The 22,031-nt window shown below is 64.8% G+C and carries 7 protein-coding genes; all 7 read right to left on the bottom strand.

Annotated features, from left to right (window positions below; translation table 11 throughout):
• Nucleotides 1-38: 38 nt before the first annotated feature.
• The 7 genes from HNP48_RS11115 to HNP48_RS11145 all read right to left on the bottom strand — a co-directional run bounded on the left by HNP48_RS11115 (nucleotide 39) and on the right by HNP48_RS11145 (nucleotide 21,978).
• The gene (locus tag HNP48_RS11115; RefSeq protein WP_184856969.1) at nucleotides 39-13,184 is read right to left on the bottom strand and encodes a PLxRFG domain-containing protein; all 13,146 of its coding nucleotides are present in this window, start codon (nucleotides 13,182-13,184) and stop codon (nucleotides 39-41) included.
• 8 nt (nucleotides 13,185-13,192) lie between these two features.
• Nucleotides 13,193-15,187, bottom strand: a complete 1,995-nt coding sequence (locus tag HNP48_RS11120) for a hypothetical protein (RefSeq protein ID WP_184856970.1) — start codon at nucleotides 15,185-15,187, stop codon at nucleotides 13,193-13,195.
• A gap of 100 nt (nucleotides 15,188-15,287) precedes the next feature.
• Nucleotides 15,288-15,740 (bottom strand): hypothetical protein, encoded by a 453-nt coding sequence (locus HNP48_RS11125; RefSeq protein ID WP_184856971.1) that lies wholly within the window; start codon nucleotides 15,738-15,740, stop codon nucleotides 15,288-15,290.
• Nucleotides 15,741-15,759: 19 nt separating this feature from the next.
• Nucleotides 15,760-17,655 carry a hypothetical protein gene (locus HNP48_RS11130; protein WP_184856972.1) on the bottom strand — a complete coding sequence of 632 codons (1,896 nt, stop codon included), beginning with the start codon at nucleotides 17,653-17,655 and terminating at the stop codon, nucleotides 15,760-15,762.
• Nucleotides 17,655-18,812, bottom strand: a complete 1,158-nt coding sequence (locus HNP48_RS11135; RefSeq protein ID WP_184856973.1) for a hypothetical protein — start codon at nucleotides 18,810-18,812, stop codon at nucleotides 17,655-17,657. Before HNP48_RS11135 ends, HNP48_RS11130 begins: the two co-directional genes overlap by 1 nt.
• Nucleotides 18,805-21,396, bottom strand: coding sequence for a hypothetical protein (locus HNP48_RS11140; protein ID WP_184856974.1), 2,592 nt, complete (start codon nucleotides 21,394-21,396; stop codon nucleotides 18,805-18,807). The genes HNP48_RS11135 and HNP48_RS11140 overlap by 8 nt, the downstream gene beginning before the upstream one ends.
• Before the next feature lie 3 nt (nucleotides 21,397-21,399).
• Nucleotides 21,400-21,978, bottom strand: a complete 579-nt coding sequence (locus HNP48_RS11145; RefSeq protein ID WP_184856975.1) for a hypothetical protein — start codon at nucleotides 21,976-21,978, stop codon at nucleotides 21,400-21,402.
• Between the last annotated feature and the right edge of the window lie 53 nt (nucleotides 21,979-22,031).

Consider the following 22,031-nt stretch of genomic DNA (forward strand, 5'->3'; position numbering starts at 1 on the left):
AAAATTGAGCAGCACGCCACCATGCTAATCAAGCCTTATTAGTGAATTATCAATGAACTTCTCATCACCCTTGGCGCTGAATCCACAATGCGCTGATCCTTCGACTTGCGCATTTCCCGCACGCGCGACATCACCGATGGGACGGTGATGAGCATCGGCTGCTCGGGGTTGCGGCGATTCCAGTCCGCGATGTCTTGGCGGGCCTCGCTGACCATGGCCTGGTCGTTCTCGAAAACGCCAGCCGCCCACTTCGCGCGGATCTGCTGCGCCTGCAGGTTGTAGAAGTTCTTCGCCTGCTGGTTGCGCCCGTTGGCCTCTTGCACCGTCGCCACGCTCGCCGGCTGGAAGCCGATGGACTTCAGCGCGGCCTCCAGGGTGTTCGTGTCGAGCACCTTGTAGCCCTTGGCATCGCGGTACATGCCGGTGGCCGCCATGTCCACGCCCTTGGCCGCGTTTCGGATCGCAGTCGGCGACACCTCCAGCAGCCCCGCCCCCACATCACCCGTCAACACCTTGCGGGTGCCAGACAGCACGCGGGTGGCGAAGTCGCCCATGGGGCCGGCAATCTCCATCACGTCGCGGGTGTGGCTGGCCTTCTCCAACAGCACGCCCGTGCCGGGGATCAGGTTGCCCATACCCAGGCGCCCCGACACGTCCAGCGGCGCGCCAGGCAAACCACTCACGCCCTTGTCGATGAAGTCCGCAACACCCTTGGGCAGCATCTCCTCCAGCAGTTGCTGGCGCGCCTGCTTGGAACTGAAGTTGTACCCCATCATCTGCGCCAGGGCGTCGACCACGTCCTCTGCATCCTCCATGAAGGGCAGGCCACCAGCACCGCCCATGAGCATAAGCATGCCCAGGGCCAGCAGTGCTGCCTTCTTGCCCTCGGGGCCGCCCTGCGTGTACATCCTGTGCAGCAGCTCCAGATAGGCCACCGAGTAGGTCTTGAACGTCATCAGCGTGCCGCCAATGGCGCCGCGCGCGAAGCGCATCTTGTTGGCCTTCGAGTACAGGAATTGCGTTTCGGTCACGGCGCGCTTGGCGAACTCGTGCGCATTGGGCATGCCCTGGGCCACAGCCACCCGGTAGGCGGCGATGAAGGTCATACGGCGGTTCACCTGCTCGGCCGCGCCGAACACCTTGCCCCAGGCCACCGACAGGCGCGCCAAAGCGTTTTGGCCTGCGGCCCGCGCGTCGCCCAGGCGGGTGCCGTCGCCTGAGCGCAGCGAGCCTCGCCCGCTGGCCTGCGCCATGAGCTGGTGTACCTCCTGCGGGCTCACGGTGCCATCGTCTTCGGCGGCCTTGAGCGAAGCGGCAAGATCCTTGTCGTAGACAAAGCCCTTGGTGGCGATGTTCTTCGCCGCGCGTGCCAGTTCGGCCGCCGCCTGGCGGGCGCCGCCGAACTGGGACAGCCAGGGGAAGGTAACCGCCGCAGGCTGGCTCATGTTCACGAAGGCGGATGCAATAGAGCCGCCCAGGTACTGAGCAAACAGCAGGCCGCGAACCGCCTGCGCTTCTTCCTGGGGGTTCTTCACATACTGGGCCAAACGCATGGCCGCGTCCTTCAGCTCGCCCATGCCCTGGGGGATCTCGCTCACGGCCTGGCCCAGGTCGCCCATGTGCAGCCCTGCAGCTGTCTGCCGCGAGTTGCTGTAGACGAAGCTGGCCAACACGCGGCCCACGTCCTCGCTGTAGCCGGCGATTCCCTTGCGGTGGATCAGCCGCTTCATGGCGCTGCGATTGGTCTTGGTCAGCCGCAGGTACTCCTGAAACGCCTTGTCCTGCGCCTGGTCACCTTCGCTGTCCAGGCCCAGCATGTTCCCGAAGATTTCCAGCGATTCGGGGGTGATGCCGGCGAACAACTTAAACGCCTCGTCCGAAATCGTCCCCTGCGTTACGCTGGCATCGCCGAACTCCGTGCGCATCTTGGCGGCCATGTCGTTGGCCTCGGCCGCAGTCTCGAACAGGCTGAAATACTGCCGCTCGCCGTTGACCAAGACATCCACGGTGTACTTGCCAAAGCGCGACAGAGGGGCGTAGCCCTTGCCCTGCAGCTCGGCCACCTTGGCGGCCCGGTCCTCGATGCCGGTCAGCAGCGCGGCGATCTGCTCTGCACGGTCCGGCTTCTCTTTGGCCAGGTCAGTCAGGTGGCGGCGCAGCAGTCGCTCGGCGTCGGCGATGTTGGGCGCGTCCATCACCATGGCGCGCAGCGGTTTCACGTCCTCGCCACCATAGCGAAGCATGTCGGCGCGACCCATCGTATCCAGGCTTCGATCCGTGGCAGCGCGGAATTCCTTGTACAGAGCGATCTGGCCATCCGTGAGGTTGAACAGGTCACGCAGCTCGGCATCCGACCAGATAACGCCTGCCGCGAGGATGCGCGACTGGTAACGCGTATTGATGGCGCTCTCGTAGCTGGTAGCGGGCATGCCCTGCCAGGCGCGCAGCATGCCGGGGTCGATTTCGCCGCGATCCAACAGGCGCTGCGCCTTCTCGTCCACCGTCATGGCCAGGGCCTGGGCTTCGAGGTCGGCCACGCGCACAGGCTCGCCATCGTCACCGCGCGCCCAGGCCAGCGTGCCCTCAAACACCGGTTTTGCCACGGCCTTGTTGTCGGCTGCAGACACGGGCGACTTTGTGATATCGCGCCATTCCTCCAGCTTGGGCAGCAGGCGCGGCGCCAGCTCGGCCGCGTCGGTCGCGTAGTGGCTCACGTCATCCACAAAGCCCTGCGCGGCCTCGAATACCGGCTTGAACTCGGGCGAGCGCTCGGCCAGGTTGTACATGGTGCCGATGGTTTTGTGCCACCAGTTCAGTTTGCCTGGGGCGCTGAAAGTCTTGTTCAGCTCGGCCGTGGCGTGCGCGGTCAGCTCGGCCACCTTGGATCGGGCGAACATGGGTTCACCCCTGGTGTTGAAGCGCTCAATTCTTTCCGCTAAACTGAGCACATCCCCTGCAGGGAGGATCGAAGTCAGGCTTACGCCATCGGCGGTAGCAGATGCGGCGACCCACTGAGCTGCAGGGGATTCCTCATTGAACTCCACCGCTTCCACCGTGTACAGCGGATTGGGGTCGGTCGAAATGGCGGTTTCCTTCACCGTCAGCTTCACCAGCAGCACCTTCCCATCCCTTTCCATCGGCGCAAAGAACCGGTGGATGGCCACATAGTTCTTGTTGCCATGATCGTCCGGCTTGCTCCAGCCCAGGATGGCCGACTGAAACAGGTGATCCACGTTCGCCACCGCCATGGAGTGCGCTGCCGGGCTGACCGACTTCGCGACAGCCTTGTTGCTGAGCATCTTGTCCAACTGGTTGCGGGACACGCGCGAGACAAAGCCAGTCTGCTGGTTCACCAGCGGCTTGCCCTGGAACTCCGATACCGCCGCCTTGGCCTGGGCAAAGGTGCTGGCTTCCCGCATGGGCTGGCTGGCGATGCTGAACATCAGCGCCTCATCGCGTCGGCCGCCGCCAGGCCCGCCCTGCTCCACAAAGCGGCGCGCCGGCAGGATGTAGCTGCGAATGATTTCGTCATCCGTCAGCCGCAGGGATGAGAAGCCCGGAACCGTCTCGCGCAGCCAGGTGCGGATTGCGGCAACGGCGCGGCGAACGAACCCGATTTCCGGGGTGTTCTGCGCCATTTCCGCCAACACTTCCTCGGCCGCCGCGCGCCGGTCGAGCGCATTCACGCCACGCAGGCCGTACTCGCGGATCTTGGCGTCCACGTCCTTCTTCCGCATGGTCGCGATCTGGTTCAGGATCGGCGCCAACTTGCCGCCGAACGCACCGCGCAGCCCATGGTGGCCCAAGGCCTCATGGAACAGCACGCGCGCCGCATCGTTGGGGGTGTTCAGGCGCGAGGCTATCAGGTACACCTTGCCCTGGTAGTAGAAGCCCTCGGGGGCGCCACGGGCCCCACCGCTGCGCTGCTTGAGGTCGGCGCGGCGGGCGCTGTCGGGCACCACCGGGTCATTCATGTCGAATGCCACGATCACCTGCGGCCCGTTGTGCCATGCACCTTGGATGGCGTGAGCCGTCTTTTCCACGGCCCGCACCGCCTGCTGGCGAGCTGCGGGCGTGAAACCATCGGCGGGCAGCTTGGCCCGCGCAAACTGCACGGCATCGTCGCCGGCAGGCGCTGCCTTCGGGGCCTCCTGGGCGGGCGCCTTGGCCTCCTTGGTCACCACCTCGGGCGCCTCGAATTCGCGCGGCTCGTACACCGGCATGCCCTGGGCGTCCGTCACTTCGGCGAATGGGATGGCCATTTCGCCCTTGGCGTCCTGGGCCAGCACAAACCAGCCATCCGCATTCCAGCGGTGGCCCGTCACCAAGAACTCCTTGCCGTTGCGGAAGGCCGCAGATTCCACCGGAGCGCCGGCACGCAGCCAGGCTGGCGGCGGCACGGGGTTGGCGGCGATGTCTGCCACCAGCGCATCGAACTGCTTTTTGGCGCGCTCAAGGTCGGCGGCGCGGGCGAACGGCGCGGCAGAAACCTCCTGCAGGCGGCCGATGCTGCCACTCTTGCCGGCAATCTCCTGCTGCACCTTCTCGATGCGCGCAGGCAGGCCCCGCAACTGCGCCTCCAAGCCGCGCAAGCTACCGCTCACGAATTCCTGATTGCCCATGGTGATGGTCAGGTGCGGGGCGCTCTGCAGCGGCGGCCACCAGGCCATCACAGGCTGGCCGGCGTAGGTGCCAACGAACACGTTGGACGCCTCCATGCGGATGTTGTCCTGCAGGTGCTGCTGCATTGCCTCTTCCGCCTCGGCCCGGCTGTCGTAGACCGCCTTGCCTACTGTGGCACGGTAGTTGTTCGCCTGCGCCTGCAGCAGGTCGCGCACCTTGCCTGGCAGGTTGTCCGCCGTCATGTCGGCCAGGCGCTTTTTCGCCCAGGCAATGCTGTCGTTTTGGCGGCGGATGCCCTGGATCGCATCGGCCACGCCATTGGTGTGCAGGCGCTCAGCGCGCTTGAGCGCCTCCACGTTCTTGCTCAGCTTCTCGCGGATCAGGATGCGGGGATCGCCCGCGGCCTCGGAGAAGGACTGCAGGATGTCGTTGTCCTCGTCGGCCGCTGCGTCGCCCTCGATCACGCGGGTGGTGCTGTTGGACTTGAGGAAGGCCGTGATAAACCGCTGCTTGATGGCCAGGATCTGCCAGCGCCGCCCGTCGAGGCGGTCGGTCATGTAGCGGTACTCCATCACGGTGTTCCACTGGTTGCCCTGGCGCAGGCCGCGCCCATTGCGCTGCTCCAGCTCGCCGGGCATATAGGGCGCGTCCATGTGGTGCATCGCACGCAGGTTGCGCTGCATGTTCACCCCCACACCCAGCGTGTCGGTCGATCCGATCACCACGCGGATGCGCAGCGCGTTCATCGCGTCCGCGATTTCCTTGCGCTTTTCCTTGCTGGTGCTGCCGTCCACCATCGCGATCTGCTCGCGGGGGATGCCCTGGTCCACCAGGCGCTCTACGATGTCGCGCATGGTGGAGAACGTCCGAACCGTCCGATAGATCTTCTTGCCGGACGCGTCTCGACCAGCGCTGCGCTTTTGCGAGGTCGAGTAGCCCTGCTCCGCAAAGATTACCTGGGTGGCCTGGTCGCTGCTGCGGTACACATCCATCACATTGGCGACCACCTTCGATGCCTTGCTACCCGCATCGTCCGGCGCGCTGCCCTCCTGGCCCGCAAACTCATCGTCGCGCATCAGGCGGACATCGAAGCTCGCCTTGTTCGCCATCCCCTCGGTGATGATCGGCGACTCAGGCGCGCCCGAAGCCATGGCCTCCTTGCGTTCCTTGCCCGTCATGCTGCGCCATCGGCGCGCATACCCCTGCAGACGGGCAAAAATCGTTTTCTGCTCGGCCGTCAGGTCCGATGTGACGTTCACCACCTTCTTGTACGGGCGATCAGTGGCGCCCTCGGTGCGACCGTTCAACAGCTCGGCGCGCTCGGCTTCGGTCAGGTCGGCAGAGGCCATGGTCTTGCCGTTGACCTGGCGCGGCTGCATTTCCGGCATGTCGTCGGCGAAAACCACGTCCATGTACTGGCCGATCATGCGGCGCAGCTCGGGCACGTTGATGAAGCCCGCCAGGCGGGTGACGGCTTCATATTCACCTGCGGCCGACAGCTCCACGTCCTGCACTTCCTTGGCGAACGAGCCAAACCAGCCATCCCAGGTATCCACGCCAGCGGCCTTCATCTCGTCTTCCATCACATAGCGCATCTGGTGGAAGATTTCCGTCAGCGTGTTCGTGATTGGCGTGCCGGTGAAGGTGTGGACATTCCCGCCGTTGTTGTTGGCGCGGATGTAGCGGGTGATGAACTGCAGCGCAATCGAGCGGTTCGAGGTCTGCGTGTTCAGGCCCTTCATGTTCATGCGGGTGCTGATGGGTGGCTTCTTGAACTCGTGCACCTCATCCACCAGCACCATGTCAATGCCCAGTTCCTCGAAGGGAATGGCGCCCTCCTTGCTGGAGCGCATGGCCTGCTCTTTGATCGTCTCGATGATGCGATTGCGGGCCTTCACCAGCTCCTTGGCCGTGACGGACCGGAGCTTTTTCAGTTCCTCATCGTCTTCGAGCATCTTGGAGGTAATGGTCACGCCATCATCCTCGGCCGCCGCGTAGGCTTCTTCCTCCAAGGACCTGATGTCTTCCTGCGCCATGGCCATCAGCGTTTTTTCACGGAAGCTCAAGCGGTCGATCAGCGAATGGGGCAGCACGATGGTGTCCCAGTCGTCATTGGCAATCTGGCGCATCTTCACCGCGATGGTGTCCGGGCTCAGGTTGTCGACGTAGAGCACCTTCGCGCCGGGATACATCTGCTGAATCTCTGCTGCCACGGTCGCGCTGTTCGCGTTGTGGGCCAGCAGCACGGGCTTTTTGGCGATGCCATAGCGGCGCGACTCCACCGCGATGCCGCCCATGGTGAACGTTTTGCCCGTTCCCACCTCATGGCCGTTGAGGCTGCGGCGATTCACAAGCGCGCGCCAGATGGCGTTGACCTGGTGCTCGCGCAGATTGAACGGACCGCGCCCCAGGCTCAGGGCCATGCCCTCGAAAGCCAGGAAAGAGCCGTCGTACTTGGGCGTGGCGTAGGCGTTGCGGACTTCGTTGTACTCGCGCTCCTGCGCCACACGGCGCTCGGGGTCGGACCACAGCCACTCGCCGAACTTGCCGCGCATGTCGGCAATCTTGCCGTTGGCCTCGTCGGTCGCCTCGGTGTCGAGAAACTCGTTCCCTTCACTGTCCTTGCGGCGGATCTTCACCGTCTGGTTGCTCATGGCCGCGTTCACCAACTTGGAGAACGGGTAGTGGCTGGTACCGAATCCAGTGCTGGCCTCGGCGCGGCGATTGGCCCCCTCGGGGAGCTTGACCTTCCAGCGGCCATTGATGAATGTCACGCCGATGGCGTCGCCATCCAGCATGTTCAGCATGTGCGCCACGTAGGCAGCGTAGGTCTTCGGAGGAACCCACGTCGCGCCAAGCTGGCTCTCGATGTTGAAGTACGGGATGTCCTTGGGCACCACCTTGCCCAGCTCGTCCACATTGCGCTGCATGGCGGTATTGCCTTCGTCCAATGCAGCCTGGGCCTGGCGCAACTTCTCGCGCACGTTGCCCGACAGGTAGATGTCGGAGGGGACGATGGCGCCTGCCGGCGACTCGAATACCGCGCCCGATTCCAGCAGCGCCGCCCGCACTTCATCAACAGGCTTCTTCGCAAGCGCCGCGATTTCTTCGATGGTGGGCTCTACCGCACGATTGCGCGCCAGCACATAGGCATCCTGTGCGCTGGGGTTCTCCATCTTGGCCGCGCCGCGCATCGTGCTGCCGGTCAGGATGGCCGAAGGGCGGCCATTCACGTCTAGCGCAGCGAGCGCGGGACGGAAAGGATCGTCAAGGCGCAGAAGGTAGTTCAGACCGAAGCTATCGTTCAGCGGTCCATGCTCGGCTGTGAAAGCCTCGTAGGCCTCGCGTAGCGCCGTGCGTTTCGCGGTAGCGTCGGCGCCGCTCCGATCTGCCTCAATCAGGGCGGCATATTTGCCGCGCATGTCGATCAACGCGCGCAGCTGCTTTTCACGCAGTTCCGTGATCGCGGCGCTTTTCACCTTGTACGGGCGCACTTGCTCGGCCGGGGCCAAATGCTCGCCTCGGACCACCATCAACTGGCCGTCCTGCTCGGTCAAGGCCCCCTCGCGGTCGGCCGTGTGGTTGGTGATGTAGCTTATGTGCTTGGCGCGCTCAGCTTTGGCATAGACGCGCTCGGGCACCAGCTCCACCGCAGCTTTCAGCCTCTCGGCCATGTTCTCGGGCCGGTGCACGATCATGCCCGGCTGCATGCGGGTGGTTCCGCTGCCGAAATCGGTGGTGCCGATCACGTTGCCAGGGTTGGCCACATAGTATTCGTTGATGAACACCTCAGGGCCTGCCGGCGTCTTGTAGGCCACCGAGTTGATCCAGGGATCTGCAGGCACCTGGGACAGCGGCTGCTCGCGCTTGCGCAGGATCACGATGTCCGTGACCACCTTCGTGCCGGCGTACTCTTGGAAGGCCCCCGAAGGCAGGCGGATGGCGCTGACCAGCTCGGCCTTCTTTGCGAGTGCGGCACGGATGCGCGTTGCCTTCTTGTCCATCGTCCCGTTGGACGTGATGCCGATCACCAGGCCGCCTGGGCGGACCTGATCCACGGCCTTCAAGAAAAAGTAGTCGTGCAGGAACGGGCTCAGGCTGTTGTAGCGGCGATCTGCAATCGTGGTGTTCTCGAAGGGCCAATTGCCGATCACCACGTCATGGAAGTCGTCTGGCGTCTTGGACTCCTGATACCCCATCACCTTCACGTTGGCATCGGGATAGAGCAGCTTCGCCATGGACCCAGTGAGGCTGTCCAGCTCAATGCCAGACAGGCGGCTGCGGGCCTTGATGTCGGCCGGCATCATCCCGAAGAAATTGCCGATGCCCATGCTGGGCTCCAGCACGCGGCCACCCGTGAAGCCCATGCGCTTTGCCATGTCCCACATGGCCATCACGGTCGGTGGATCCGTGTAGTGCGCATTGGTGATCGAGCGCTGCGCGGACTTCCACTCGTCCTCGCCCAGGTGTTCACGCAGCCACTTGTCGCGTGCCTGCCACCCTTCCTTGGGCATGGGCCTCTCCCAGGTGCCCTGGAACAGCTCTTGCCCGAACGAACCCCAGCCGGTGTAGCCGGCGAGCGTGCGCTGTTCTTCCACCGTGGCCTGCCGCGAGTCTTCGCGGATGGCGTTCAGCAGGTCAATCGCAGCTTGGTTCTTGTCGAAGCGGGCCACCTGGCCGCCGCCGACGATTTCAAGGGGGTTATCGATATGGAAGTTGCCGGGGCCTGGATTGGCGGGGCTGACTTCCTCGGGCGCCTTTACCCGGCTTCGGTTTCCGGCTCCAGCATCAGGTGCTCGCGCTCGGCCTGCTCTCGCGCGTCCGTTGGCGGCACCCCCGCCTTCTCCAGCCGAACCACTTCCTCCCACATTTTCACTTGGCACACGAACGCCATCGCTTCCAGAACGCCCTGCGTCCGCAGGCGCAGATACATCCGAGGGCTGTCTCGCTTCCACGTCGCCAAGATCCGCTCGTGGAGAGGAATCGTCACCACTTCCCCGGCGTCCAGATACCTCTGGTGCTCGGCCTTGATCCGCTGGATGTCCGCTTGGCTCAATATCTGCATTGCTGGGTTCCTTTGTAGGGGCGTCGGCGCTAGGCGCGTTGCCGGCATTATCCGCTTCCTGCTCGTCGTCGACAGCAACAGCTTCGTGCTGCTCGATTTCGGCCTTCGTCTCGATGTCGATCACGGAGCGCTTGCTGTCCGCGCCCTTCTTGCCACCAGCCATGCCGATGTAAGCGCCTTGCAGGTGGTCCAGCGTGATGGCCTCGGCCGCCTCATCGCCCAGGTGCTGGCGCATCTGGTCGAGGGCGAACTTCGCCGAGTCCTTGAACTTGTGGTAACCCAGGCGGAACGCGGCGTCGAGCAGGCGGGTCAGCACCGGCATCAGCTTCGCCTCCTGCTCGGGCATCATGTTGAGGCGCGTGCCTTTGCCCAAGATGTCGCCCAAGTCTGCCAGGGCGGCCATCACATCGGCCTGGGCTTTCAAGCGCTCCTTACTGGGAGCGGCCTTCTTGGACTTTGTAGGCGTTCCTTTGGCGGACTGCTGTGCTGCGTTTGCCTCTGCGCGGAACTCAGCCAGATCCTTAAGTGCCATTTCCAGCCTGGCGCTGGTGGAGCTGTTGACAGTGGGGCCGTTTTCGTAGTGTCGAACGCTGTACACCGCTCCTGCAGGCGTCCACTCCAAAGAAAGTTCGAACTCGTGAGCGCCGTTGGTCAACCACCAATCGCGGTCGGATTTCTTCCTGCCTTGCTCCATCCCCGCCTCACGGGCGGCTTTAGCAAATGCGGCTTCCTCGCTGGCCTGCGCCTCGGTCAAGAATTCCTTGTCCACTGCAGACTGTTTTTCCGCCCGCTTGGAATCTGGCCGCGACTCAACTGCAGGAGCGCCGCGCTCGTCGCCTTGCGTCGGCGTGCTGTCAGGCTGCAGCGCCGCGCTTGGCGAATTCCTCACCGCGTCCAGTGCCTGGTCCACGGGCGCATCCAGCACGATGGCCTTGACAGTCTTTCCTTCCTCGGCGGCGGCCATGGCCTGGTGATGGCCGTCGATGATGTGGCCATCGCTCGAAACGATGATCGAGCGCCCTCCAGCGGCTCCTTTGGCCTGCTCCACCTTGGACGGCGAGTATTCCGACTGGGTGGGCTTGAGGTCTGCAGCGTTGACGGTGGTAGTTTCGTGGGCGATCCCCTGCGCGTTCAGGTGCTTGACCAGGCCGCCGTGCGAAGCCGTGGGCACTTGGGGCATATCCGCACGGGGCACCCCCAGGGTGCCGGTCTCGGGGGCGAATTGCTTTTCGTCGCCCACGGCCTGCGAGGCAGCGGGCGGTGGCGCGATCAGGTCGGCCAGCTTGCCCTTTAGGTCGAGGTTCAGGTCTTGCCACTTGGCGCGCGGCAGGTTCTTGCGCAGGATCGGCTTCACGCCGGAGCGTTCGGCCAGCGCCTCGCGCTCTACTGTGGTCATGCGCTGCCAGCGCTCGCCGGCCTCATCAATGCGCCTGGCTGCGTCGGCCCCTTGCCCTGTTGGCGCCCGAGTTGGCTGCACGGACGCGGCCTGCGGCTGACCCTGCGCTGCACTGCTGCCCGCCTGGGCGCTGACGGCTGCGGCCCGGCGTTGGATTTCCTTCTGCAGCTTCGCTGTGCGCTTGTGCTCCGGGCCGTAGTGGGCCGCCGCACGCTGCAGCTCGGTATCGGTCATGTCGGGGATCTGCTTGGCTGCGATCACCTTCATGGATGTGGCATCATTTCCTGATGCAGCGCCCAGTCCACCCGCTGCTTGCTCCGCACCTGCTTGCACCGGAGCTGGTGTCATGGCGGCCTGAGCCGCCACCGGGCTTTCCACGGTAGCCTGCCTGACCACCCCCTGCCGCTTGGCCTGGTCGCGCTGCGCGCGCAGTTCCAGGCCCTGCTGGTATTCAGGCGTGCCCTTCATTGCCAAGGTGAAGCCGCCGCCCTGGGCGGGCACAGGCAGGCCGGTGACGGTAGCGCCATTGCGGCGCTGGCTCATAACATAGGCTTGGGCATCCTCGTAGCTCGGGTACACCGTTGGCGATGTGCTCGGCGCGTCGAGGATCACGCCGTCTTCATCGGTCATGGGGGTGGCCAGGGAAGCCGCCGCCTGCAACGCTCCCTGATCCGCAGCCTTCTTGCCGCTCTTCGCCTCGATTTCCGCCTGTGCTTGTTCCTGGGCGAGCTGGGCCACCTGTCCAGCAGCCCCGCTGTCCACGGCCAGCACAGCGGCGGCCGACATGCTGCCAGCCTCGGGGTCCAGGCCCATCGCCTGGGATGGGGTTTGAACGGGGGGTGCGTCGAACGTCAGCCCCTCCGCATCCGCCTTGGGCAATAACGCCAGCGGCGGCGCGCTGTTCGGCTCGCGCGGGTCAAAGCTCCGTTGCACGCTGGTCAGCGCGCTGGCTTCATCCTGCGGCAGCAGGCCGCCGCCCTCGGCGGGGAGGTCGCCACCCATCGGCGCGAGCGTGAGCCCGCCAGGAGCATCGCTGTTCGCAGCAGCCCCCATCCCCTTCGCGGGGGCGGCCGGCGCGCTCGGCTCTATCACCCCGTGGATGCCAGCGGCCCCGGCTCCCATCGCGCCACCCGTCAGCACGCCCATCACGGCAGCTTCATCGAGCTTCTCGTGCCACGGCTTGCCCAGGGCAAGGTTCTTCAGCACGGTCTCTGCCAGGGACTGCGGCAGTTCTTCAAGGAAGCCTTCAGTGATGGCGCCTTCGAGCACCTTGCGCGGAATGCTTTTGATGGTGGGCTTGGCAACCGCGTTGACGGCAGCAGTAGCGGCGTCGTCGGCAAACTGTTTGGCCACGCCCTGCGCTCCCTGCGCAAGCATGGTGTCTGCGTCGCCAATGCCCAGGTAGCGCGCAAGGCGCGCACTGCCGGCGCCAACTGCGGTTCCGATCACGCCGGTCAGGGCTGCAGCGCCCGCCTGCGCGGGCGTGAGCAACCCGTCTGGCGTCTCCTGGCGGATGGCCTCGGCCTGCGATCCGGCCATGCTCACACCCTCGCCAGCGGCACCGGCCAGTCCCGCCTGGCGAGCGGCCTGCGCGGCAGTCGTCGGGTTGGCGATGGCGCCCATGCCCCTTCCCGCAGCCAGGCCAGCACGCCCCATCGCGCCCCCTGCACCCATCGCTGGCAGGGATTCAATGACGGGATTGGCGATCAGCGACGGGTTCGAAAGTGCCATCATCGTCTTGTCGATGATCCCGTCCGCCTGCTGGAATTGCGCTTGCTGCTCCTTGTACTTCTCGGTGTGCATTTCGCCAAGGAATTCCTTGGCCAGCTTGGGCCGGAACCCTAAGTCACCTTCATCGTTTTCGAGGACCTTGCCGACCCGCCCGCCCGTCACTATGTCGCCCAGACCCACCGCTGCCTCGGGCACGGCCACTACGCCCTTGGCGAGCGATAGTGCAGCGTCCTTTACGAATCCGCCCATGCCCTTGTCCTGCGCGGGGGCCGATTTCATCAGCTCATCCACAGATGAGGCCGCAGGAGCGTTCACGCCCGCTGGCGCTGCCTTACCGTAGCCGTCGAGGAACTTGTCAACTTCGCTCATGCCATTCCTTATTGGTATCCGAGGGCGCGGATCTGCTTTGCGCGCTCTTCGCGCGACAGCCCGGTGTTGTTCATGATTTGCTGTACGGCGGGGTTTTCCGCGATGGGCGGGAGTCGGTTGGCGCTGCCATCCGCGCGCGTCTCGCCCGTGGTGCGGTTGTAGATAACGCCGGGCTGTGTAATGAGCTGCTGCGTCTTTGGATCCACCACCTGGCCGCCAGGCGAATGCGCCCACACGTCCTGCTGCACCTTGTCGCCCTGCAGCTCGCGGATCTGCTGGGCAATCGCCTTGCGCTCTTCCGGCTTGGCGTTCTCGTAGCGCGTGCGCAGCGCGTCCATGCGCTCGGCCTCGCGGAGCTTGGGAGCCTGGCCGCGTTCTTCGAGGTCCACGCGGCGTGCGTCGAGCTGGTTCCGTGCGCCGGCACGGGCGCTTTCGCCCTGCTCGCGGATGGCGGTGCGACCCGTGTCACCTCGCTCGCGCATCGCGGCGATGTCGCGCTGCGTGCTGGCGGTTTGGTCCGCCTGGCGGTTGCTGCTGGCGTCCTTGCGTTCCGCCTCCAGCAGGCCCGCCATTCCCTGGCGCTGCGAGGCAGTGAGCTGGCCGTTTTGCGCGCCGCGCATCGGCGTCGTCAGCGCATCCACCATTGCCTTGCGCTCCCGGCCTGCGGCGGGGTCCGTTCCGATCACGCCTGACCAGCCTCCGGTAAAGCTTCCCGGCTCTACAGGGCCAGAGCCAGGCCCGCCGACCGCGCCCATACCGCGCGCAGCAACGCGGTTCATTGACTCCTGTTGGGAGCGGCCTGCCAGCGCTTCCGCTGCAGCCATGTTCTGTGCGCTGGGTCTACCGGTGCTTGCGCCCATTGGCGCCCCATTCACGGTGAATCCAGCGGTGATGTTCTGCCCGGAGTAGCTGTTGCCAATCCTTGTGATGTCGTTGCCCGTAGACGCGGCATTCGGCGTATCGGCCGCAGGCAACGAGCCACCTGCAGAGCCTGGACGGGCGGCGGTGCTTTGCGAAGCCCCAGGCAGCACGGGGCCGGAGGGGGATCGCTCGGAGACCGAGGTCTGCGGCTGGACCACAGGGGGCGCGGTTGGAACTGCGGCTGGCTTCACCGTCCCGCTAGGCGTGTCAGTGCCAAGAACACCACCGATGAGCCGCTGACCAGCACTGATCACTGGAGATACGGTCTTGTCGGCGGCCTCAACACCATACATGCCCAGCCCCTGCACTGCGGTGCGCACCCCGGTTCCCACAGCACCAGCGACATTGCCCGCCTTCCACTGATCGCCTATCTCCTGTGCACGGTCCGCCATGTAAAGGGCCGAGGGGCCGGGGACTGAAGGCGGCGAACTTGGGAGGCCCACATTGGCGTAGATGTTGGCGCCTGCGTCCGGGTGATTGCCGGGGAAGATTCCGGGCTCGCGCCGCTTCTTCACGTCCCCGCCGCCTTCAAAAAACAGTTCAGGCTTCATCCCCTTGGCCGCCTCAGTCGAAGATGGCGTGTGGGTTGCGTCCTTCATCTGATTCAGGGCTTGCACACCAATGGCGTGCACCTGCTCAGGCGGCAGCTTGAACTCTCCGTTGCTCAGGTTGACCGGCACCTTGTTGGAGCCCAGATTGGCAAGCGCATCCTCGCCGATGGCCTTGGTCGAGTCGGTGGGCATGATGTAGGTGCCCTCGCGCACCTCGTCCGGGACATCATCTGATGTGCCGGTGCCGGGGCCGCGAACTGGGCCGCCGTCCTTCAGGCCTGCAGCTTGCTCGCGGCGCCGCAGTGCGCCGCCGCTGCTGTAGTCGGTTACGGCTTTGACGGGCTCCTGCGCCGGGGCCGGTGCTGCTGCGGCGGCTGCCTTCTCTGCCTCACGTTGGCGCTTGTATTCGGCGATGCGAGCGTTGCGCTCCTCGTCCAGGCCAAACATCCCTTTGAGCTGCTTGACCAACCCGCCTTCCGCGAAATTTTGGGCGCCCGGCGTCTTATGACGCGGCGCCTCGAATGCCTTCATGCCTCGCATGGTGCTACCCCTGGTGAATCACTCCCGCGATTCTTTGGGGGTAGCGCCTATGCGCCAAACACTAGAGCGGCGCTGACCCTTGCCCGGCTACTCAGCGCGCCCGAGAGGCCGCCTGGGCTTTTTCATACGCATCGAGAAAGGCGTCAACTTCACTCTTGCCGGCAGCGGGCGCCTGCGCGTCACCTTGCTTGATGGGCGGCTCGCTCACGACAGCAGGAGCCACCCTACCCACCCCCTGCCACGATCCAGCCACCATAAGAACAATTGCGACCCATGAGGCGACCAGCCAGTTTCTCAGGAAAAGACGCGCCCCAAACAGCTTGGCCGCGCCCGCCACGCACGCACCAGCCGCCCACGCCAAAAATAGCGCAGCCGCCCACTGTTTCATGCCATCAGGTGTTGGGGCCACGCCCCGATAGGCCATGGCCAGAAGCGCCATGCCTGCGCCATGCCAGATGGCCGGATTGCTACTCCGTGCGCCGGCATGGTCCATCCCACTCGTTTTGTTCAATATCACCCCCCGAAGTTGTTGAAAAGTCATCATACAAAACGGCCTCTGCGCGTCAGTAGCTGTAGTTGTGGTTCGTGCTCGTGGTGTTACTGGTGCTGGTGGTCATGCTCTCCGACTGGCTACCGGACCCGCTCACGCTCGCCGACACATGCATTGCCGACATCGCGCCCGCCGCAAGCTGCGCGCTGTACTGGCCCATGGCCTTCGCAGCCTCCAGGGCAACCTGCGCCTGCTGCACCGCCTTGTTGATGTTGGCCTGGTACTGGCTGATTTGCATCTCGGCGAACGCGATGTTCGTGCGAGCGTTCATGTCCGCGAAGCGCGATTGCACCTCGGCGGCGGCCACGTTGGCGCTGGCCTTGGCCTTCCAGCCTTCGATGTTCGCCTGATACACCGCCGTCCCGTACTGCATCTCTTTCAGGGATGCATCCAGCTCGGCCTTGAAGCCGTCCACGTCCGCCAGGTACTTGGTGATGTGGACCCGGGCCGCTTCGAGCTTGAGCTGCGCTCCCTTCACGCGGATGTCCGCCTTGTTCGCCAACCCCTGGATGGTGGAGGCATAGGCGCGGGCCTGCGAGTCGAGCATGCCCGCCTTCGCCACCTCGCCCTTGACCTGCGCCTCGTAGGCGTCGAACTTCACCTTTTCGGCGCCCACTTCCTCGGCGAACGCCTGCACGTCTGCGCGATAGGCGTCGAACTGGTTCTTGATGACATCGGCCCGGGTCTGGGCGCCGCGCATAAGGGCCGTGAACAGTTCTACCGATGCCTGCACGCCCGCCAGCTTCGCCTTGAACACCTCCACCCGCTGCTGGTTGATCTGGCCCAGTGCCACCTGGCCATCCACAGCCGTTTTGTAGGCCGTAAGGCGCGCAAGCGCCCCATCGAGCCGGGTGCGGTACACCTGCGCCAGCGTCTGGAATGCGCTGTTCTGCGCGTTGAAAAGCCCGATCTGCGCATTGAAGACGTTGATCTGGCTCTCTGCCTGGAAGCGCGCCACCTCGAACATGCGCTTGGCAGCGTTCTCGAAGATGTTGGCGGTGAGCTGCTCCAGCGCCATGCCCTGCTGCACGGCGAATCGGATGTTCTCGATTTCCCACTTCGCGGCCTCGATCAAGATGTCGCGATTCGTCTCGGCCGCCTTCAGCCGGCCCTGCTCCCGCACCACGGATACCGACTTGGCGAGCATGCCGGGTGGCATGGAGAAGTTGCGGCCAGCCCAGGTATCCACCGCCTCCTGCACGGCGCGCGCCGTCTCGCTGCTGTCACGCTCCCGCGCGCGGGCAAACAGCGCATCCTCAATGGCTGGGGGCAGGCCGGTACCGCCCGCCATCATCGTCTTGATGCGTGCCAACAGGTCGTCGTAGATTTCCGATGCGTACTTGGGCTCGGCCCAGTTGATGAACACATTGGGCACCGTGATGTGACTGGCACTCGGCGGCACACCGTCGAAGTCGGGCAGCGTGGGGAATACGAAATCAGGAATGCTCAGCTTCTCCAGGCCCTCCATTTCCGGCACGGTCAGCGTCGGCGTCGCAGGCAGCTCCACCGAAGTGTCGATGTTCGGGCGCACAGGGGGAGGGATCACGCGCATGCTTGGCGCGTCGGGCAGCGTCAGCGAAATGGCGGCGGGAGCGGGCGGAAGTTCGTCCATGTCGCCCACATCCAGCGCGGCCAGCAGACTGGAAATGTCGGGCTCGGCGGGGGCAATGGGGCGTCGAAGTGCACCAGGGGAGTAGGTTGGCGCGGTTCCCAGGTTCATGGGCGGCAGCGGGACCGCTGGCGCGTTCATGATCTGGGGTGTGGCCACGTCGCCCACCTTGATGTTTCCCATCGCCGACAGCGCGGCCGACAGGGCAGCGCCGTACTTCGCGGCCGCCAGGTCCAGGGAATTGATTTTGTTGCTGACGAACTCGATAGCTGCGCCCATGGCGTGGGTCTGTTCTGCCATCACATGCTCCTTTTGCTGGGCGCCACAGTGAGGCGCAGATCGTTGATGTGGGCGCGCTTGCCGTGCAGGCCGAGCGCGAAGGTGAAGTGCCGGCCCTTCAGGCCGCGCCCCAGTTGGAACCGGGTATTGGTCCGCTCCAGCGCCTGGCGTGCGTCCGGCTGGTAGGTGTAGGTTTCGGGGGCCGCGCCGTTTTGCGTTTCGGTCACGTCGAGCGTCGCCAGGCCGTCCAGCTCGTATTCCATGGGCGCCTCCACCAGGCGGACCAGCGTTCCCCTGGTCACATCCAGCTTGCCGGTGCGCAGCACAGCTGCCATGTCCTCCTGCTCGCCATCCAGCGCGAAAACCCCGCCCTCCCCTGCCGCGTACACCACCCCGTCGATCACGGCCAGCGAGGTGAACGTGAAGGGCGCATACCGGCTCATCGGCCAGGTGCCGGTGTTGCACGTCCACGCCTGGCCGAACGCGCCCGACTGCATGGGCAGGCCATCGGCCATCGCCGCGTCGCCCACGAGGTCTGCGGCGCGCAGCACTCCGAACGGGGCGCCCGTAGCCGTGGCACCGTCCGACAGGAAAGCGGCAGCGGCCTGGCGTGCGTCGAAAACGGCATCCGCGAGGGCAGCAGAGTCCACCGATACCAGGCGCCCCTTCGCACGCCCACCAGCCCAGTCGGCCGCCAGCGCGGCGTCCACCACCAGGCTGCGTGCCACGCTGAGCACCCGGTCGCTCGCACGCGCCTGGTCACCGCGCGAGTCGGCCGCTCGGCGCTGGTGCAGCACGGAATCGGAGACGGGGACCGCCTCCCTCACGATGTCGCGCAGGCCCTGCCCAACAAAGTCCGTAACCTGCGCCGCATCCGCAATCACATGCAGCACCCGGTCCAGCAAGGCATCCCCGGCGCGCGCGGTATCGATAACGCGCGTGCGAATGAGTGCATGGTCGGATGCCAGGTCGGAGCTGGCCGCCCCGTCCTCCATTACATGCAGGGTCCGATCGATCACCGCATCGCTGGCGACGGCGGTGCCGGCATGCAGCACGAACAGGGCCGACACGATCACGCTCGATGCGCGTGCCGTGCCCTCCACGATGGCGCGCAGCCCCAGCCAAGTGGAGCTTCCGGCGACGGCGGTATCGTTGGAATCGTCGCGGTAACTAGCCATGGATCACTCCAATGAAATGGTGGGCCGCCTTGTGGTCGGCCAGCCCAGAAAAGCCAAACCGTTTGCGCTGCTTGGGCGCCTCGGGGTCGGGTTCGGATGTGTTGGCATATGTCGCATCGCCCGCCACGTTGCGGATGGCATCGACGTAGAACGCCACTCCGTCGAGGGGCGACACGGTGAAATACCCCTCAGAGGGGTCTTTGTGGACTTCCTGGGGAAATTCGAGGACAGAGATTTGCAGCAGGGCCTCCTTTTTGGCCTCTTCGGTCTTGTCTCTGCTGTATTCCTTGACCTTCGGCGGGCCGCCCCCACCGCTGTGCTGCCACTCGCTGCGGACCGGGTGAACCAGCCAGGTGTAGTCCTGCGGAAGCCCGCCAATCCAGTCGCCCTGGTCTGCGAAGTCGCTACACGGATAGGGGCCGTAGCTGTAGCCCGTCACCCACACCGGATTGCCGTGAATCGGATACGGGGACACCTTCTCGATTGAAGTGATGTTTCCGCCGTGCAGTCCCCCCACCCAGGCCCATACAAAATCGTAGGTGAAGTAGCGGTAGGTGTTTGGATCGCTGATCGCGTACACCCCCAAACTCTCCGTCACCCTTGCGCCCGAAGTCGATTGCTTGTGCGCGTAGAGCAGCGCGTTGCGCGTCAAATAGGGAATGCACACCGCAACCGACTTGCTGAACCCTTCGGTCGTAGATTCCTTGACCTTGTGCTGGAAGTACCGGTTGCGCCAGATGCTTCCGCACATTGCGAAGACGTGATCGAACGAGAAATTGGGCTTGGTGTCGTAACTCAGGTCCGTGCCAACGGTCTGCGTCACGGTGGTGACCGGGGCGGCGGCCTCCAGCTCGTCGAAATCACTGGTGTAGAAGTGACCCCACAGCGTGGTACTGCCGGTCGTGACCGTCTGCTCCCACGAGCCGACGATCATGCATTCCTCGTAGTTGTTCTCCACGTCGCGCGAGTAGCCGCGTGGGTCGTAGAAGTAGTTGGCCGCCTTGACCTGATCGCCCACGTAGTAGACGAACATAGTCGTGTTGCAGCGCACGACTCCCGGCGCCGGATGGTTTTCCAGGCGGCCGAAGTCATGCGACACGCACCCATCCATGAACGGCTCGGGAAACTTGATCTGCGGCTGCGACCGGGGACGCGCAGGGTGATAGAGCCAGCCCCGTCCCACTTCAGCGATGTTCCCGCCGTGCGCGGCGATGGGTTTTGCTTCGAGGTTGTCCCAGTGGTCCACCTCGCCAGGCCCGCTGTTGTTCACGCGCGCGAGCACCTCGGACACCGGCACGCGGCGCAGCTTGTACTTGATCGCCAGCTCGCGGGGCGTGTTGCCAGGCAACTGCTCATACAGCATCGACATGTAGCGGTTGAGCCGCTGCATCTCTTGCGGGTCACTCACATTGAAGCTGTCAGGCAGCTTCCCATCGTTCTCGGCCACGGCCAGACCCAGCCGCAGCTTGAACGTCAGCCCGAAGCCGATCCCGCCCTCGTCGTAGTCGTAGCAGGTGTTGTAGCCCTCTGTGCCCCAAGAATTGAAAGACCACCCAATGGCGGATGTGTAGGCCAGGTGGTTGTAGAAGTCCCCCGCATCGCACACCTTGATGATGACCCCGGCACGGCGCCAGCTCTCAAAATCGCTGGATTTGAGGGGGAAGTTCTCGCCCGATGGCATACCGCCGAAGCGGTCCAAGATCCAAAGGACTTCCTCGTCGCCCACCTCGGTCATGTACTCGCGAAAAGCCCTGGTCGAAGTCGCCGGGATGATGGGCAGCGGCATCGCATACACACCCCGCGTGCTAACGCGCAGCAGCCAGGGCTTGCCCCGGCCATCGAAGCCCACGCCGTTGGTTTCGTTGTGCTTGTAGTCGTACTGGAACTCGCCAGACTTCGGCGGCAGGCCCAGGTAGCCAGGCAGGCGGGTGTTTCCCAGCTCCAATTCGATCTTGCGCGTCACGCTGGCAGGCAGCACCAGGCGCGCGCGCTCTATCTTGTTGTCGGGCAGCTCTTTCAGTGCCTGGCGGCCGTAGCCGCCCACCACCTGCATCACCTGCGCCATTGCACCGGAATACCACGTAGGCCGCTGGTTGGCGTACTGCGTCCAAGTCGCGGAAGTCGGCTTTTTCGGGCGCAGCTCGGACACCCGCCCGTTGTGCTCGATGACGAACCGCTGCAGGCTCACATCGGATGGCGGCTGCGCGGCTTCTGTATCGTAGGAAACCAGGCGCCGCCGCGTGGTGCTGGTCAGCTTGATGCGCACACCCTCGCCGCCACGGATGATCCCGTTGGAGATGGAGCCCGAGAACAGCATGGGGATGTAGGACTTGGCCATCCCGTCCGTCTCGATGTCGGGGCGGTCAGGTTCCTTGCGCTGCTGGATGATGACGCGCAGCACCCCGCCCATGTCCACGGCAATGGCCATGGCCCCGCTGGGCAGGGTGCGTGTCAACTTGAGGCTGTCCAGGCCTGAGCTGGCTTTGAAGTTGGTCAGGCGGCGGGCCAACAGCTCGGCCGCCGCCGCATCTTCTTCCGTTGCCGCCTCAGTCCCGAACGAGCCATGGGGCCGGGGCTGGTGCACCGATTACACCGTCAGGTTGATACGGTAGCCCAGCTCGTAAATGTCGCCGTTCTGGAACACGCGGGGCGCGGCGTAGAGGGATGCCGACACTAAAGCGCCCGTGGTGCCCCCGCGCGCGCTGCTGGTCAACATGGCTGCGCCCGTCACGTTGAGCTGGGAGGCCGTCGCGATGGTCAGGGACGCCACGGCGGCCATGTTGTCGATGCTGCCCGTGGTGGTGTTCGCCGGGGTCCACACCGGGCGCGTAGCCGCCGTGTAGCCCTCGGTCTGGCTGACGATTTCGCTTGCGACGGCGGCGAAGGACGCGGCCGACCAGTTCGGGGCCGGCGCGGTCGCACCGGAGAACAGCGCCAGGTAGTGGCCTGCCGGCTTGGCGGTTGTGCCCAGGGCCACGTTCAGGATGTGCGCCAGGCCCTCAATGGGAATCAGGTTGTCACCTTCCTTGTCCCAAGCGCCGCCGTTGACGCGGCCAAAGTATTCGCCATTGGCCAGGACACCCTGGCGGGGAAAGAAGATGCCTTTGGGAATGACATCGAAGCGCTCGGCGCGGATTTCGGCTGCAAGTTCTTGACGCAGGTTCATAGGGTGCTCCTTGGAGATGTTCCAAGGCGCACTCCTGCGCGCCAAAACTGCCC

It is taken from the genome of Acidovorax soli (assembly GCF_014207955.1).
In the GTDB taxonomy this organism is placed as follows: domain Bacteria; phylum Pseudomonadota; class Gammaproteobacteria; order Burkholderiales; family Burkholderiaceae_C; genus Acidovorax; species Acidovorax soli_A.

Bases quoted from the DNA above. Each gene is read 5' to 3' on its own strand.
- HNP48_RS11115 (WP_184856969.1), bottom strand. From the start codon at position 13,184: ATGAGCGAAGTTGACAAGTTCCTCGACGGCTACGGTAAGGCAGCGCCA.
- HNP48_RS11120 (WP_184856970.1), bottom strand. From the start codon at position 15,187: ATGAAGGCATTCGAGGCGCCGCGTCATAAGACGCCGGGCGCCCAAAAT.
- HNP48_RS11125 (WP_184856971.1), bottom strand. From the start codon at position 15,740: ATGATGACTTTTCAACAACTTCGGGGGGTGATATTGAACAAAACGAGT.
- HNP48_RS11130 (WP_184856972.1), bottom strand. From the start codon at position 17,655: ATGGCAGAACAGACCCACGCCATGGGCGCAGCTATCGAGTTCGTCAGC.
- HNP48_RS11135 (WP_184856973.1), bottom strand. From the start codon at position 18,812: ATGGCTAGTTACCGCGACGATTCCAACGATACCGCCGTCGCCGGAAGC.
- HNP48_RS11145 (WP_184856975.1), bottom strand. From the start codon at position 21,978: ATGAACCTGCGTCAAGAACTTGCAGCCGAAATCCGCGCCGAGCGCTTC.